The 15,475-nt window shown below is 39.4% G+C and carries 15 protein-coding genes and 1 tRNA gene; 7 read left to right on the top strand and 9 right to left on the bottom strand.

From position 1 onward, the window contains the following. Positions 1 to 5 precede the first annotated feature (5 nt). From ACP2AF_RS04935 to ACP2AF_RS04925, 3 genes are all read left to right on the top strand, one after another. Positions 6 to 962 (top strand): PorP/SprF family type IX secretion system membrane protein, encoded by a 957-nt coding sequence (locus ACP2AF_RS04935; RefSeq protein WP_425235128.1) that lies wholly within the window; start codon positions 6 to 8, stop codon positions 960 to 962. A gap of 88 nt (positions 963 to 1,050) precedes the next feature. Continuing rightward, a complete protein-coding gene (gene folB / locus ACP2AF_RS04930; protein ID WP_425235127.1) occupies positions 1,051 to 1,413 on the top strand; it encodes a dihydroneopterin aldolase in 363 nt (120 codons plus the stop codon). 43 nt (positions 1,414 to 1,456) lie between these two features. Further along, positions 1,457 to 1,527: transfer RNA gene (locus ACP2AF_RS04925), tRNA-Cys, on the top strand. A 98-nt stretch (positions 1,528 to 1,625) separates the two neighbouring features. Here ACP2AF_RS04925 and ACP2AF_RS04920 read toward each other — a convergent pair. From ACP2AF_RS04920 to rnr, 3 genes are read right to left on the bottom strand one after another with little or no spacing between them, the layout of a single operon-like run. Continuing rightward, complete coding sequence (locus ACP2AF_RS04920; RefSeq protein ID WP_425235126.1) at positions 1,626 to 2,297, bottom strand: LysE family translocator; 672 nt, start codon at positions 2,295 to 2,297, stop codon at positions 1,626 to 1,628. A 9-nt stretch (positions 2,298 to 2,306) separates the two neighbouring features. Continuing rightward, entirely contained in the window at positions 2,307 to 2,987 is a 681-nt protein-coding gene (locus ACP2AF_RS04915; protein ID WP_425235125.1) for a head GIN domain-containing protein, read from the bottom strand. A 57-nt stretch (positions 2,988 to 3,044) separates the two neighbouring features. Then, the gene (gene rnr / locus ACP2AF_RS04910; RefSeq protein ID WP_425235124.1) at positions 3,045 to 5,243 is read right to left on the bottom strand and encodes a ribonuclease R; all 2,199 of its coding nucleotides are present in this window, start codon (positions 5,241 to 5,243) and stop codon (positions 3,045 to 3,047) included. A gap of 577 nt (positions 5,244 to 5,820) precedes the next feature. Here rnr and ACP2AF_RS04905 point away from each other — a divergent pair. Genes ACP2AF_RS04905 through ACP2AF_RS04895 form a run of 3 tightly spaced genes read left to right on the top strand, consistent with a single transcriptional unit; the run spans position 5,821 to position 7,656 of the window. Continuing rightward, the gene (locus ACP2AF_RS04905) at positions 5,821 to 6,252 is read left to right on the top strand and encodes an RpiB/LacA/LacB family sugar-phosphate isomerase (RefSeq protein ID WP_425235123.1); all 432 of its coding nucleotides are present in this window, start codon (positions 5,821 to 5,823) and stop codon (positions 6,250 to 6,252) included. 46 nt (positions 6,253 to 6,298) lie between these two features. Then, entirely contained in the window at positions 6,299 to 7,213 is a 915-nt protein-coding gene (locus tag ACP2AF_RS04900) for a cation diffusion facilitator family transporter (protein WP_425235122.1), read from the top strand. After that, the gene (locus tag ACP2AF_RS04895; RefSeq protein ID WP_425235121.1) at positions 7,213 to 7,656 is read left to right on the top strand and encodes a GNAT family N-acetyltransferase; all 444 of its coding nucleotides are present in this window, start codon (positions 7,213 to 7,215) and stop codon (positions 7,654 to 7,656) included. The genes ACP2AF_RS04900 and ACP2AF_RS04895 overlap by 1 nt, the downstream gene beginning before the upstream one ends. A gap of 53 nt (positions 7,657 to 7,709) precedes the next feature. On the opposite strand, the gene ACP2AF_RS04890 is transcribed toward ACP2AF_RS04895, so the two are convergent. From ACP2AF_RS04890 to dcm, 3 genes are all read right to left on the bottom strand, one after another. Then, the gene (locus ACP2AF_RS04890) at positions 7,710 to 8,084 is read right to left on the bottom strand and encodes a hypothetical protein (protein ID WP_425235120.1); all 375 of its coding nucleotides are present in this window, start codon (positions 8,082 to 8,084) and stop codon (positions 7,710 to 7,712) included. Positions 8,085 to 8,225: 141 nt separating this feature from the next. Continuing rightward, entirely contained in the window at positions 8,226 to 8,522 is a 297-nt protein-coding gene (locus ACP2AF_RS04885; RefSeq protein WP_425235119.1) for a putative quinol monooxygenase, read from the bottom strand. A 30-nt stretch (positions 8,523 to 8,552) separates the two neighbouring features. Next, positions 8,553 to 9,794 (bottom strand): DNA (cytosine-5-)-methyltransferase, encoded by a 1,242-nt coding sequence (gene dcm / locus ACP2AF_RS04880; RefSeq protein ID WP_425235118.1) that lies wholly within the window; start codon positions 9,792 to 9,794, stop codon positions 8,553 to 8,555. A 109-nt stretch (positions 9,795 to 9,903) separates the two neighbouring features. Here dcm and ACP2AF_RS04875 point away from each other — a divergent pair, with 109 nt between their 5' ends. After that, positions 9,904 to 11,094: a C40 family peptidase gene (locus ACP2AF_RS04875; protein WP_425235117.1), complete on the top strand. Its 1,191-nt coding sequence runs from the start codon at positions 9,904 to 9,906 to the stop codon at positions 11,092 to 11,094. A 50-nt stretch (positions 11,095 to 11,144) separates the two neighbouring features. On the opposite strand, the gene ACP2AF_RS04870 is transcribed toward ACP2AF_RS04875, so the two are convergent. The 3 genes from ACP2AF_RS04870 to ACP2AF_RS04860 all read right to left on the bottom strand — a co-directional run bounded on the left by ACP2AF_RS04870 (position 11,145) and on the right by ACP2AF_RS04860 (position 15,442). Beyond that, positions 11,145 to 12,671 carry a sodium:solute symporter family protein gene (locus ACP2AF_RS04870; protein ID WP_425235116.1) on the bottom strand — a complete coding sequence of 509 codons (1,527 nt, stop codon included), beginning with the start codon at positions 12,669 to 12,671 and terminating at the stop codon, positions 11,145 to 11,147. Positions 12,672 to 12,819: 148 nt separating this feature from the next. Beyond that, on the bottom strand, positions 12,820 to 14,298 hold the full coding sequence (locus ACP2AF_RS04865; protein ID WP_425235115.1) for an acyl-CoA synthetase: 1,479 nt from the start codon (positions 14,296 to 14,298) through the stop codon (positions 12,820 to 12,822). An 82-nt stretch (positions 14,299 to 14,380) separates the two neighbouring features. Beyond that, positions 14,381 to 15,442, bottom strand: a complete 1,062-nt coding sequence (locus tag ACP2AF_RS04860) for a Gfo/Idh/MocA family protein (RefSeq protein ID WP_425235114.1) — start codon at positions 15,440 to 15,442, stop codon at positions 14,381 to 14,383. Positions 15,443 to 15,475 lie beyond the last annotated feature (33 nt).

The raw sequence follows: 15,475 nt of genomic DNA, 5'->3' as shown, positions 1-15,475 counted from the left end.
AACATATGCATAATAGATTTTTGACCTTGTTATTTTTGTTGGGTGCTATTACCTTAAAAGGTCAGGAGTTGAATTCACCTCAACTTTCCCAATATTTGGCGGACAATCCTTTTGTTTTGTCTCCGACCTATGCAGGAATAGGGGATCATGTAAAAATTAGGGTCAATGGTCTAGCACAATGGGTGGGTATCAAGGATGCCCCAAGGACACAATCCTTAGCCGCGGATATGCGTTTGGGAGAAAAGTCCGGTATTGGAATGTTCCTCTATAATGATAGCAACGGATATACCAAACAACAAGGCGCAAGAGTTTCTTTTGCGCATCATTTGACCTTAGATCGTTACGATGACGAATTTCTTTCTTTAGGGATTTCCTATAATTACAACCAGTTCAGAATAGATACAAATGAATTTGACCTAATTAATTTCCCTGAAAATGGTCAATTGAACAACAGACAAACCACTAACCACAACTTTGATCTTGGTGTTATGTACCGTTATGACAAGTTTTATTTCAGTGCCAATGCCTCCAACCTTTTAAATAAAGATCCCCAAGATCTTACTTTTGATATAGACGAGCCCAACGAACTAAGAAATTATTATGTGTATACAGGCTATAGATACACAAAAAGTAAAAATAGCCGTTTAGAGATAGAGCCTTCCGTGCTTTTTAAAGTTTTTGAAAGTGATGGGCGTTCTGAAACAGATTTAAACGTAAAATTCCGCTGGTATGATTTTGAGGACTATTATTATGCTGGTTTGAACTATCGCTTTTTAAATGACCAAATAGGCAAGCCTTTATATGTTGCGCCTTTTGTAGGATTAAAAAAGAACAACTTCTATTTTGGGTACTCTTATCAAATTATTCTTAATGAAATCCTTGGTTATAGTACAGGAACACATGTGGTAACTCTTGGGGTAGATCTTTTTCAAGGCATTAGCAATTGTAGGTGTACCTATTAAAGAGCAAAGGCTACTTTTAATAGTATACCTCTCCAGTCCATTTCTCAATGGATTACTTTAAATTTGCGTCCATTTCAAATCTATCTCATTGGGAAAAGTAAAAGTAGAAAACATAAGGGTATATAGCCACCATGGTTGTTTAAAGGAAGAGACTGCCATTGGCAGTGAATATCGTGTGGATGTTTCGATTGAGGCAGACCTTTCCAAACCTTCGTTGTCCGACCGTCTTTCAGAGACTGTGGATTATGTTCATATTAACCGAATTGTAGTCGAGGAAATGAAAGTTCCATCCAAACTTTTGGAACATGTGGCCATGCGCATGTTAAAACGTATTTTGAAGGAATTGCAGATGGTACAGGAAGTTACCGTTTCCGTATCTAAAATCAATCCTCCGATTGGAGGTGATGTGGAAATGGTTACGGTAGTTTTGACCGAAAAAAGAAGGTCTTAAATTTTTCAATAGTCAAAAACGTATTACCTTTGCAATCCTTATTGGCATCGTGGCCGAGTGGCTAGGCACAGCTCTGCAAAAGCTTGTACAGCGGTTCGAATCCGCTCGATGCCTCTCCAAAAACCCTCCTGTTGATAGGAGGGTTTTTACTTTAAGTATAAGTGGCTAATTTCTTTATAACTTTATGCTTTTAATGCTCCTGGTTTTAGGGGTTATCGGATTTGCTCTATCCTTTCTATCCCTTTTTCTATATCGAATTTGTCCTTAGGTAAAAAGCCTTTTATAATCAATATAATGGCACAAAGAATCAGTAGGATTCCTAGACCTTTTTTTATCAAATGAATTCGTTTGTGTGTAAGTTTTCTTTTTAGTTGTTTGGCCAATAAAATCTTGAAAATATCCGTAATTAAATAAGCCGTTAACATAGTGGCAAAGAAAATTAGAATCCGGTTAGGATTATTATCCAGGGTTGGGCCTACAATAATAATCACCCCAAGCCAAAAAATCAAAACCCCGATATTGATGAAATTCAACAAAAAGCCTTTTACAAAAAGGCCCAAATAATCGCCTTTACTAACCCTAAAATTTGGTTTTGCCTCTTTATTTTCTCTTTTGACAAATACTATAATACCATAAACCAGCAAAATCATGCCTCCAAAAACATATAGACCAGGTTGGTTACTTAAGTTTTCCAATAATTGAAAACTACTAAAATAAGCTATGATAAGAAACAGGATGTCGGCTACGATAACCCCTATATCAAAGAAAAGAGCCGCCCTAAAACCTTTTATGACGCTTGTTTCCAAAAGCACAAAGAAAACGGGGCCAATCATAAAGCTCAATAGAAAGCCCAAAGGGATTGCCGCCTGTATGTCTTCGAACATGAAATTTGATTACATTCTGGTTATCTTCCCGCCAAATACTGTTTTTTCGTCCATTTTTGCCGGATCTCCATGGACTAGTACCTCTCCTCCCGCCTTTACAGTGGCCTTTACGTAATTTGACGCATATATCTCCGCTCTTGATCCAGCATTGACATTAACCGTCGAAAATCCCGTTTTTAAATCCTTTCCCTCGTATATTCCTCCGGTGTTTATGGCAACATCTTGTAAATCCGATGAACCGTTAGCTTCAATAACACCGCCGGTTACCGCCTTTACGAGTAGTTGCTCTACTTCGGCATTTATGGACAATTCTCCTCCTTCCTGCGCCTTAAGCTCCAAAACATCTTGCTTTATGGTTTCCTGTGAAGTGATTCTTGCATCTTCGTTTACATCAATAACAACCAAATTCTCTGTATAATATAAATCTACAAAAGTTCGATAACCGCTAAAAATCTTATCTATTTCCATGCGCAGCTTTAATGTCCCTCCATTATTAACAATAGCTACTTTCTTAGTATTGGCTCCTGTAATAATCGCTCTATTTACATCTGATTTGATAAGATTTACAGATAATCCATCAAAGGCCTTTATCCGTACAAATTTATTTAATTCTTGCGTAAGCTTCTCATTTTGAGCACTTATCAATTGAAAACTACATAATAGTACCGTTAGCCACATCGACTTTTTCATGATATCCGTTTTTAGGTACGATAGTATTTCTTGGAACAAAATTTATTCCAGAAACTACTAGTGTTCATGTTTACCCAGAAGTGAGAAATCCAGGTGCCTCTTTATCAAATCTGTTTTTTTCACCATTACTATTACTTCGTCACCAAGTTGATACATTTCCTTGGTACGCTCTCCCACCAATGCATACTGCTTTTCATCAAAGATATAATAATCACCTTTTATATCACGTATACGCACCATTCCCTCACATTTGTTCTCGATAATCTCAACATAGATACCCCATTCCGTTACCCCACTGATTACGCCAACAAATTCTTGATCTTGATGATCTTGCATAAATTTAATCTGCATATACTTAATGGAGTCCCTTTCCGCATTTGCCGCGAGGTTTTCCATATCCGAAGAATGTTTACAACGTTCCTCGTAAAGCTCGGTTCCCAAAGATTTACCTTTATCCAAATAATGTTGTAAAAGCCGATGCACCATAACATCCGGATACCTCCTGATTGGTGATGTAAAATGGGTATAGTAATCAAAGGCCAAACCATAATGACCGATATTTTCAGTAGTGTAAATCGCTTTGCTCATGCTACGTATAGCCAAGGTATCTACTAAATTCTGTTCTTTTTTACCTTTTACATCTTCCAAGAGTTTGTTTAATGAGGCACTAATGGATTTTTTGTCCTTAAAATTAAGCTTATGTCCAAATCGAGAGACGATACCGTTCAACGCCAACAATTTATCTTCGTCTGGATTGTCGTGTACCCTATATACGAAAGTCTTTTTTGGCTTTTGTTTTCCTATATATTCAGCTACTTTCTTATTGGCCAATAACATAAATTCCTCGATAAGCTTGTTGGCATCTTTTGCTTCTTTAAAGTATACACTTTCAGGTTCATTATTTTCAGTAAGGTTGAATCGTACTTCTACCTTATCAAATGAAATAGCGCCCATTTCCATCCGTCTTAGTCGCATAATCTTAGCCAAATCGTCCAAAGCCAGAACTGCCTCTACAATTTCATCAGAGACTGTATATGCATTTTCTCTAATCGATATTTCCTTGGGAATACTGGCCTCTTTGTTTTCTATGATATGCTGTGCTTCTTCATAGGCAAAACGTTCATTGGAGTTTATTACAGTTCTACCAAACCATTGATTTTTAAGCTCTGCCTTTTTATTCATTTCAAAGACAGCGGAGAAAGTATATTTTTCTTCATTGGGACGAAGGGAACAAGCATTGTTGGACAAAATTTCCGGTAACATTGGCACTACCCTATCTACCAAATAAACCGATGTAGCCCGCTCATAGGCCTCATCATCTAGTATGGTATCTGGCTTTACATAATGGGAAACATCGGCGATATGAACACCTATCTCATAGTTTCCATTATCCAAAACCCTAAAGGATAGTGCATCATCAAAATCTTTGGCGTCCTTCGGATCAATCGTAAAAGTAAGGGTGTCCCTCATATCCCTTCGCCTTGCTATTTCCTCAGTTTTTATTGAGGTATCCATCTTTTTTGAAAAGTGTTCCACTTCCTTGGGAAATTCATAGGGGAGACCATATTCGGCCAAAATAGAATGGATTTCCGTATGGTGTTCCCCGGGCTTTCCCAATACATCAATAATCTTTCCGTACGGAGAATCCGCATCCTCCGGCCAATCGGTAATTTCAACAATTACCTTATCTCCATTGTCTACCCGTAAATTCTTGAACCGTTCTTTAGGTACAAAGATGTCCGTATACATACCTATATCCTTGGGCCGGACAAAGGCAAAATTCTGCTGAATATCTACTATTCCAACAAATTCCGATTTGAAACGGTTCACTACCCTAATAATCTCACCTTCTAATTTCTTTCCTTTTCTGCTTGGGAAAACGTAAACCTCCACCTTATCCTTGTGAAAAGCCCTATTTAGTTTATTATAGGGAACAAAGACATCTTCGTCCATTCCTTCTATTATCACATAGGCATTTCCCCTTCCTGTGATATCTACAATTCCATTATGATATGACTTCGAGGCTTCAATGGCCTTGTAACTTCCTCGTTCTACTTCTAATATTCTCTTTTTTTCTCTTAACTGCCCCAATCTTTTGATCAGTAAATTTCTATCCTGGGTATCCCTAATTCCAATTTTGGAGGCTATTTGCTTATAGTTAAAGCTTTTCTTGGGTTCTCTTTCAAGCACGGTAAAGATACCTTTCGTGATTTCATTTCTTCTGTGATTTCTTGCCTTTTTCTTTCTCTTTGACATTCATTTTTATTTGCGTCGAAAATTACGAATTATAATCCACTACCAACTTTTTCTATGTACCCAAAAACATTTTAAAAGCTTATCAACAGTATTACATACTATTAATTTCTTTCCTTTAAATATTAAAATAACAATGATGATTATAATAGTATGTTAATAGTGGGCAAAACTAAAATGTATGGAACTTGTTTTGAACCGAATTAATTTTTTGTCGACAATCTTTACCATTGCCTAGCATTTTAAAATCAATGGATTATCCTAGTTATTAAAGTTGGTTGATAAACTATCTTAACATGTTTTTTTTGAAAAGTTAATGTTACTTTAATGTTAATTAGCATATGAAATAGATACAATAGAAGGCTATTAATTTTTTAAACATTATTTAATCGTTTTGGGAATTGTTTCGTAAGACAAATTCCAAATTGAATCGGGAAATTTTAAATCTATCTTTTTTGAGAATTTTATCAACAGATAATGAATTGATAATTACATATAATGAACAAATGGCAAAAAGGTTAAGATTTATTATGCTAGCTCCGTATTTCGTACATTTGTTGATAAATCAAATCACCACACTATGAAGATATCCATAGGAAACGACCACGCCGGAACCGAGTATAAGTTGGCAGTAATCGGGCTCTTAAAATCAATGGGTAAAGAAGTGATAAATCATGGTACGGATGGAGCAGATGGAGTAGATTACCCAGATTTTGTGCATCCTGTGGCACAAGACGTTGAAAGCGGTAAGGCGGATTACGGTATTGTTGTTTGCGGTAGCGGTAACGGAGCGTCCATGACGGCCAATAAACACCAAAAAATACGTTGTGCCCTTTGTTGGAACAAAGAAATTGTGGAGTTGGCCAGAGAACATAATGATGCCAATATCCTTAGTTTGCCTGCTAGGTTTATTTCGTTGCCACAGGCATTACAAATGGTAAAGACTTTTTTTAATACAGAATTTGCCGGTGGACGTCATGAAAGGAGAATAGAAAAGATTCCTTGTAAGTGATTGATTAACTTAGAACCTTCATATTTCCATTTTTGGAACATAAACAATGGGGCATAAACATCACAGTCACTCCCACTCCCGTCCTGATGTAAAAGGTAGAAACCTAATTATTTCCATACTTCTCAACGTACTTATTACGGTTTCACAGATTATCGGAGGATTGATTTCCGGAAGTCTGGCACTACTTTCGGATGCGCTCCATAACTTTAGTGATGTAATGTCACTTCTTATAAGTTACATTGCCAATGTACTTTCCAAAAAGGAAGCTTCAACAAATAAGACATTTGGTTATAAACGTGCCGAAATAATCGCTGCGTTTGTAAACTCGGCGACACTTATTGTTGTCGCCATTATTTTGATAAAGGAAGCTGTAGAGCGCTTCTTGAATCCACAAGAAATAGAATCTGATTTAGTGATTTGGTTGTCCTTATTGGGAATAGCCGCAAACGGTTTTAGTGTTTTTCTTTTGAAAGGTACCGCGAGCAGCAATATGAATATGAAATCGGCCTATTTACATTTGTTAACGGATATGATGGCTTCAATTGCCGTTCTTATTGGTGGGTTGCTCATGAAATTTTATCAAGTGTATTGGGTAGATACTGCTCTTACACTGGCAATAGCGTTATATCTTATTTATATGGGATATGATCTTCTAAAAAATTCAACAAGGGTGTTAATGTTGTTTACACCCCATACGATTCAGGTTCAAAAAATTGTAGAAACGATTAAACGGATAAAGCCCATCAGAAATGTACACCATGTGCATATTTGGCAATTGAACGAAGATGAGGTACATCTTGAAGCCCATATAGATTTCAAGGAAGATATAAAATTATCCGAATTTGATATTATTTTGGAACAAATAGAAGAAGAGATGTACCATGAGTATGGTATCAATCATGTAAACATTCAGCCGGAGTTTGGTAAGTGCGATAGTAAAAATGTAATTGTTCAGGACTAATGCTACATATTTCTGTTAAAAAATTTCAAGAACTTTCCAATACAGAGCTATATGGAATTTTACAACTACGTTCCCAGGTTTTTGTTGTTGAGCAGCAATGTGTTTATCAAGATTTGGATGATAAAGATCAAAAGGCACTTCACGTAATTGGTCATAATGGAGGGAATGTCGTGGCCTATACTCGAATTTTTAAACCTGGTGATTACGTGGAAACCGCCAGTATTGGTAGGGTAGTAGTCAGGGCATCAGAACGCAAATACGGTTATGGAAAGGAAATTATGAAGGCATCTATCCAAGCAGTTGAAAAATGTTTTAGTGAAAAAATAATACATGTTTCCGCACAATTATATTTGGAACGTTTTTATCACGAACTGGGATTTGAACAAATAGGGAAGGGTTATCTGGAAGATGGGATACCACATATAGCAATGTTAAGGCAATGAACGACACTAATAGTACTAAGGAGGTAGCTATTGGCCGGGGTGGTTTAGTTTTCTTAAATCTTTATAGGCTCCTTGTTGGTGAGATTGATCTCCTCCAAAAGTGTATCCGTAAACTTGTAATGTCCTCTTGTGGTTATGATTCTAAACCGATCGGATTTCATGCGGCTTAAGGCGTCCAGAAACAGCCATTTTGTTTTTAGCAGACGTGGTTTTTCCGATTTTAGACTAATGTCAAAGAAATATTTCATACCGTTTTTAACGGCAACAATATCCGGTGTAATTCGATTCCCACTCTCTTTTCTAAGATAGGATTTTGGGCATTCATAACCCTCTAAATCAGCTTTGATGTTCTCAAAACCTGTAGCCTCTAAGTGATGGATTGATTTTTCTAAAAACTCCCTGTTCTCTAACTTTTCTAAGCTTATCATAAACGATAAAATAGAAGAAAAAAACTACAATTCCAAATTTTAAACACTGATTAACAGTAGTTTATGAATTATTACAGTACAAAATAAATGGCTATTCGTCTTTGCTTTTCACTATACGGGAGTATCAGGAGCATACATCAATCAACCAATAAGGGTCATTTCATGTAAAGTAAATTCTTCAATGGCATCTTCTGTAGCTTTTCTGTAATCTGATATATGGGAGCTGTTAATATGCTTTTGCCACAATTCTCGAGAACCCCAATTCTCATAGAATAGGAATAGATTCTCGTTTTCGTTATCCTGATGTAGGTCGTAGTTAATACAACCCTCTTCCTTTCTGGTGGGTTCGATTAATTTAAGGAGTTCATTTTTAACAAATTCCTTCTTTTTGGGTTTGACCAAGATTCTTGCAATAACAGTTAATTGATTGTTATCCATAACGTTAAGTATATTAAATTTTTCATTTTTTTAGGCCTTCCTAAGTGAATTAGCTATTTGATAATTAAGGGATTCTCCTATTTTATTTACTACCCCTACCACAAGTGCGTTACCCATAAAAAAAGCCCTCTTGGTATCGGAAATGCCTTCCAGCTTGGTATGATTATCCGGGAACATATTGAGACGTTCCAATTCTATTGGGGTCAACCTTCGTAACCCTTTTGGGGTATGTACTACGTGCTTAAATCGAGACGGGCTTTTTCCGCCCTCACCCGTAATGATGGTACGTGATGCATTGTCCAGAGCATCTGGAAAAACCATTCCTCCCTCGCTATAATTATATGTAAATCCATTTTTGGCCGTTCTTATTTCTTTTTTGGCACCTTTAAGATATTGCCACTTTGGAAAGTCTTGTTGGGAAAGAAAGAAATCCTCTGTAACATCTCCATTTTGAAGCACATCTCCTAGGAACATTCGTTTTCCATGGTAACTTGGGACGGCTTTAATCGTAAATACTTTGCCATTTATAAAGACCCCTGTATTTTGAAAAGGCGATAATTTCTCACCTTTATTAAAGTTATTGGAGATTGAAATGAGGTTTCCATCCAAAACAAAGGAATTAATCGGTTGGGCTTGTTTTTCGATAGGAAATGCCTGGGCCATTGTTCCGGTTTGGTATAGCCATTGGCACCTATCCATAGTTTTCAAAGATTTAAAGATGGAAGATGACTTGTGATAACCTAAGAAGAAAACCCTTCGCCTTCTTTGGGGCATTCCATAATCTGCCGCATTGATGATGCGCCATTCTACAGCATAACCAAGTTCCTCCAGGCTTTTGAGCATAATAGCAAAATCCCTACCCCGCTGTGAAGACGGAGATTTTAATAAACGGTCCACATTTTCAAAAAATAAATATTTGGGCTTGTTTTTCTTCTCCGAAAGTATTCGATGGATGCTCCACCATAAAACCCCTTTTTTTCCAATAAGGCCTTTGGAGTTTTGTAATGTAGTTGCTACGGAATAATCTTGGCAGGGAAACCCTCCGACCAACATATCGGCATCAGGAATGTTGGAGGTAGACACTTCGGCAATATCCTCATTACTATGATTTTTGCTTCCAAAGCGCGCTTCATAGACCATAGAAGCATGTTGCGCTTTTGTGCCAGGCTCCCATTGGTTGCTCCAAACCACGTCATAAAACCCTGTTTTTTCGAGACCCAGTCTAAATCCACCCACCCCGGCAAATAGTTCTATGACCTTAAGTTTTTTCATCGAGGTTAAAAGTAGACAAAAAGGAATAAATTAATAATCTAAAAGACTCCTTCCTATTGAAGAATGAACGGATAGGACAATATCCTTATTTTTACCAAAAATTAATCCAATGAACCTCAAACGCAACTTCTTTTTAATCGTGATGGCGCTTTGTTTTTTAACGGCTTGTGAAGTAAAAAATGAGGAGAAAGCACCACTTCAAGAACAAATATTGGCCGTTAAATCAGAATTTGCACCGGATAAACGCGTTGCTTTATTTGATATTGAGGTATTGAGAAAGAACGGCAGCCACGTTTTAAAAGGGGAGAGCAATCTGCCCGAGGCCGTCGAAGCGTTTAAAGAACAACTAACCAAGGAAAACATTAAGTTTTTGGATAGTATACAACTTCTACCAGCTTTGGATTTAGGAAAGGAAACCCAAGCTATAATCAATATTTCGGTGGCCAACCTTCGAAGCCATCCTAAACATTCGGCCGAGCTGTCGACTCAGGCCACATTAGGTACTCCGGTAAAAGTATTGAAAAAGAAAGGGAGTTGGTACTATATACAAACACCGGACAAATATCTGTCCTGGGTAGATGATGGAGGTATTGAATTGATGGATCCGGAACGTGCGGATCAATGGATGGCCAACGACAAGATTATTTATAGGGAAATCTATGGGCATTCGTACAAGGACACCGACAAGAAACAAGTGGTATCCGATTTGGTGGCCGGTAATGTTTTGGAAGTTCTAGGAGAAACGGATGAGTTCTATACGGTGGCCTATCCGGACGGAAGGCAAGCCTATATTCCAAAGGAAGAGGCACAAGATTATGAGAAATGGTTGGAAAATCTGAACCCCACAGTAGATGACCTAGTGAACACTTCCCGAACCTTTATGGGAGTCCCATACCTATGGGGTGGCACCTCCACAAAGGGGATGGATTGCAGTGGCTTTACCAAAACGGTTTATTTCCTTAATGGAATGGTAATTCCCAGGGATGCTTCGCAGCAAGTTCATACCGGGGTAGCCATCGATTCCACCCAAAACTTTGATACGCTACAAAAAGGGGATTTGCTCTTTTTTGGAAAAAAGGCTACAGACTCCACTTCGGAAAAAGTGGTACATGTAGGAATGTGGATAGGCAACAATGAATTTATCCATGCATCGGAAATGGTTCGTATTAGTAGTATGGACAAAGATGCCCCAAATTTTGATGAGTGGAACCTTAACAGGTACCTCCGTACCCAACGCGTTTTAAAGGAAGAGGATGAAGGTTTGATAAACTTGACCCAGACCCCTTTGTTCAAGGATTAAGGGCTTCTATAGGAGCTGGCAAGAAGAAACTCATTGCCATTTCGGCGCACTCATACTGAAGAACCAAAGATTACTTTCAAATGTTCTCTGTCGGGTTGTCTTTTTTTACTAAGCAGGCTTACTACAATATAGGTGAGCATCGAAACTACGAATGCGGGAATAATTTCATGGATATCTTCCCAACCCTCAAAATTGAATCTAAAAGCAAAACGCCAAACTACATTTACTACCATTCCTGTGACCATAGAGGCCATTGCCCCCAAATCCGTGCCCCATTTTAAATATAGCCCACCAAAAATGGCAGGAAAAAAACTTGCCGCGAATACGGCGCCCGCAAAAGCGGTTAACTCCACGATACCCGCCATTGGATATAAGGTCAAGGTGTATACTAGAACACAATAAAAACCCATAAACCATTTGGTTCGAGGGATAATTTTTGTTTCGGACATGGGTTTTACCACATGCCAAATATCCTTTACAAAAGCGGTTCCTATGATAATTATTACGGATGCTAATGAGGACATTCCCGCCGCAAACAGACCGGCCACGCAAATACCACTGACCCATTTGTTGTCAAACTTGTCCAACATAAAACCAACGACCTCATCCGTATCCTTAATCAGATATGCGGCTTCTTCTGTTGATGCCATTCCATGTACAAGAGCACCCAGACCCATTACACAGACCAAGGAAATTCCGAGAAAAACAGGGGTCCATATCATGGCAAAACGCATACTTTTTGCATTGTTCACGGAATAAAATCGAATAAGATTTTTAGGTTCGGAAATTTGTTTCATCCCAACGGCCAGACCTATACCTAAAATATACAGGAACGACACCAATTCCCCGAAAGTGACCAGCCCGGATTTCATAGGTATCCCTTCCTTGGTCAAATGGTCTGTTTGGCTAATGGACGCCATCAGGTTGTCCAAACCTCCAACATAGAAAAACGGAATGGCCAACATTAAAATGGCAACTCCGAACATGATAATGCCTTGAATGGCATCTGTCCAAAGCACGCTGTACATTCCTCCCCAAATGGTGTAGGCACAGGTAATGGCGATAATGGCAAAAGCCCCATATTCATAGGGAATATCCAAAACGGAAGTAAGCACATGGGCACACCCTTTGGCAATGCCTACCATATACCATAGCGTGGCAAATAGGATGATGAATGCTGAAAGCACCCGAATACTTTTGGCTAGCGTACTCTTGTAACGCAAATGAAAATAATCCGGGATGGTAAACGACTTTAAACGGGCCGTTTGGAATCGCATCCTAGGCCCTAACAATTGCCAGGAAATGATACAGAAAAAGGTCCATATCAATCCCATCCATGCCCATGAAAGCCCATGCTCAAAAGATTTTCCTGCTTGGCCGATATAGGTATTGGTACTGGCCGAAGTAGAAAAAAATGCCAAAGAAATTACCCATCCCGGAATTTCCCGCTTGGCCACATAATACCCCTCGATTCCTTGATTGGCTTTTTTCTTAAAATACCAGCCAATGTACAAACAGCCCAAGACATAAAATATCGTGAGGAGTAAGGTTACATAATGTTCTTGAAAATAAGCCATCAGTGCTGGGGTGTATGGTCGCTCTCATCTACGGTGATATCCCGCTTTAACACCAATAAAGCATTGATAACCACTAAAACAATGATTCCAATGTAGGGGAGAAGGGTCAGGAAATCCATAGTGCAATACGGTTTTTTGTTTAAGGAACTTAAAACATTTTTTTCAACTCATTCTTGGTTACCTTGCCCAAAACATTTCGGGGTAAGGTATTTCTAACGATATAATTTCTGGGAATCTTGTACCTGGGTAATTGCTCCTTCAACCATTCGGAAACTTTTTTGGTATCTATGGCCTCGTCCTTGGGAATCAAACAGGCAGAGACCACCTCGCCCCATTCTTCATCGGGCAGCCCAACTACGGCACAATCCCGAACCATAGGGTGTTTTCGTAAAACATCCTCAATTTCCAAGGCCGATATTTTATAACCACCGGATTTAATAATATCCACACTATCGCGACCGAGAATTTTATAGGATCCATTATTCAACATGCCAATATCCCCCGTAATAAACCAGCCATCTTTGGTAAAAGCCTTTTCTGTCGCTTCCGGTTTTTGCCAATATTCCTTAAAAACACTAGGACCCTTGATTTGAAATTCGCCCGCCTCATTTTCGCCCGCCGTCTTATCATCACTATTTACCAATCGCATTTCAACACCGGGCAAAGGCAACCCAATATGCCCGGGCCTCCTTTCCCCGCGATAGGAATTTGAAAGTCCCATTCCTATTTCGGTCATCCCATAGCGCTCCAACAAGGTTTGCCCCGTTATTTTCCGCCACTTTTCCAACACGGGTACGGGCAAAGCTGCAGAACCGGAAACCATCAACCGAAGTTTTGAAGCAGCTTCGGACATTTCTTCTTGTGCCGTTTCGGAAGCGTCGTCCCAAAAGGCGATTAGTTTATAATAGATGGTAGGAACTGCCATAAACAAAGTCAATCGACCTGATTTGATACTATTCCAGACGCTTTCAGCCTCGAATTTGGGCAAAAATTCGCAACAGGCCCCGCTCCATAATGCACAGCTCATTACATTGATAATGCCATGTACATGATGAAGAGGAAGTATGTTTAGGATATAATCGTCCTGTTGCCATTCCCAGGCATTTACCAAAGTGGTAATTTGAGCTTGAATGTTGGCATGCGTAGTGACCACACCTTTGGGTTTGCTTGTGGTACCACTTGTATAAAGAATCATGGCCCTTTGTTCCGTACGGATATCAGGAAGTTCTGCAGAACGATTTTCCAAAACGGGCGTCAAGGCAACTATAGAAACACCATTTTCTTTTTCCAAAGGAGATAGGAAATCCATATAATCCGGGTGGGCGATTACCATTTTGGCTTGGGTATCCCTTAATACATATTCAATGGAGGGTAACGGATGAAGCACACAAAGTGGAACAGCAATGCCCCCAGCCATCCAAATGCCCCACTGTATAGCCGTGTATTCAAATGATGGGGGTACAAGGAAGGTAATGCGAGCTTCTTCCAAGTCAGCTTTTCCGTTCAAAAGATGTGCCGCAACATGCTGAGCCGAGTCCAATAATTGACCATAGGTATACGAGGTTCCATTAGAGACCAAGGCCACTCGTTCCGTAAAGCCTTTGGCTCTTTCAATAAGTTGAATCATCCATTAAATATAATAGTAGTGACTGTCCTATCTGCCTTCTTTCGTAGATGGCAACACCTCTCTCTGAAGACGGATTCGACTTTTACAATTCGACTGTTTTCCCAGTTCGAAACGATTCATCTGCCGCCAGCACAATACGCAGACTGTTTACGGCATCGCGTAAATGATTGTCCAAATCCATATCTTCGGTAATGGCCTTTAGAAAGTATTCCTGTTCCAAAAGGCAGAGCCCATCATGATCAGGCTCATCCGAGGTGTCTATTATTTCGTCCGCCTTGGCAAAATTTCCGTTTTCATCTGTAGCTGCATGATGGAGTTTCAAGGCCCCGGTCTTAGAGTGATCATCAACACTATCACTATCCCCTTTGGCCTCGTCCACAATAGAAACACACCCTTTGGGTCCGATTACGTCCTTTACAAAAAAGGCGGTCTCGCTCATCATAGGTCCCCAACCGGCCTCGTACCAACCGACAGAACCGTCTTGAAATCGTACTTGTAGCTGTCCGTAATTGTACATTTCGGCATCGATTTCATCGGAAAGCCGAGCTCCAATTGCGCTAACGCTAACGGGAATGGATTCTGTCATCAAGCACATAACATCTACATAGTGAACTCCACAATCCACAATTGGGGACATACTGTTCATCAATTGTTTATGAGTGTACCAGTTGCTACCGGAACTTTGTTGGTTCAGGTTCATGCGCATGACCAGGGGTTTTCCAAGGGACTTGGCCACTTCCACAAATTTTGCCCAGGCCGGATGTACCCGAAGAATATAACCAACCACCATTTTCTTTCCTTTTTTTTGGACCAGACCCACCAAACTTTGGGCTTCCTCTACCGTTAAGGCCAAGGGCTTTTCCACAAATACATGGGCGTTGGCGTTCAAGGCCATCCGAATATATTCGCCATGTGTATCCGGATAGGTGTTTATCGATACAGCATCCGGTTTTGCTTCGTCCAACGCCTTGGCATAATCTCCATAGGTAGGATACCCTCCTAATTCTTGGGACAAGCGTTCCCTACTTTCTGGCTTTCTACTTACCAGACCAACGATTTCAAAACCCTGTAGTTGATGATAGGCGCGGGCGTGGCTGGTTCCCATATGGCCACAACCCACGACCAAAACTTTTATTTTGTCCATTTTTCGATTTTTGAGTACTATATTTATTGGAAA

It is taken from the genome of Ulvibacterium sp. (assembly GCF_965248315.1).
In the GTDB taxonomy this organism is placed as follows: Bacteria; Bacteroidota; Bacteroidia; order Flavobacteriales; family Flavobacteriaceae; genus Ulvibacterium.
The sequence above is the reverse complement of the archived record's forward strand: the minus strand, read 5'-3'. Positions and strand labels throughout refer to the sequence as shown.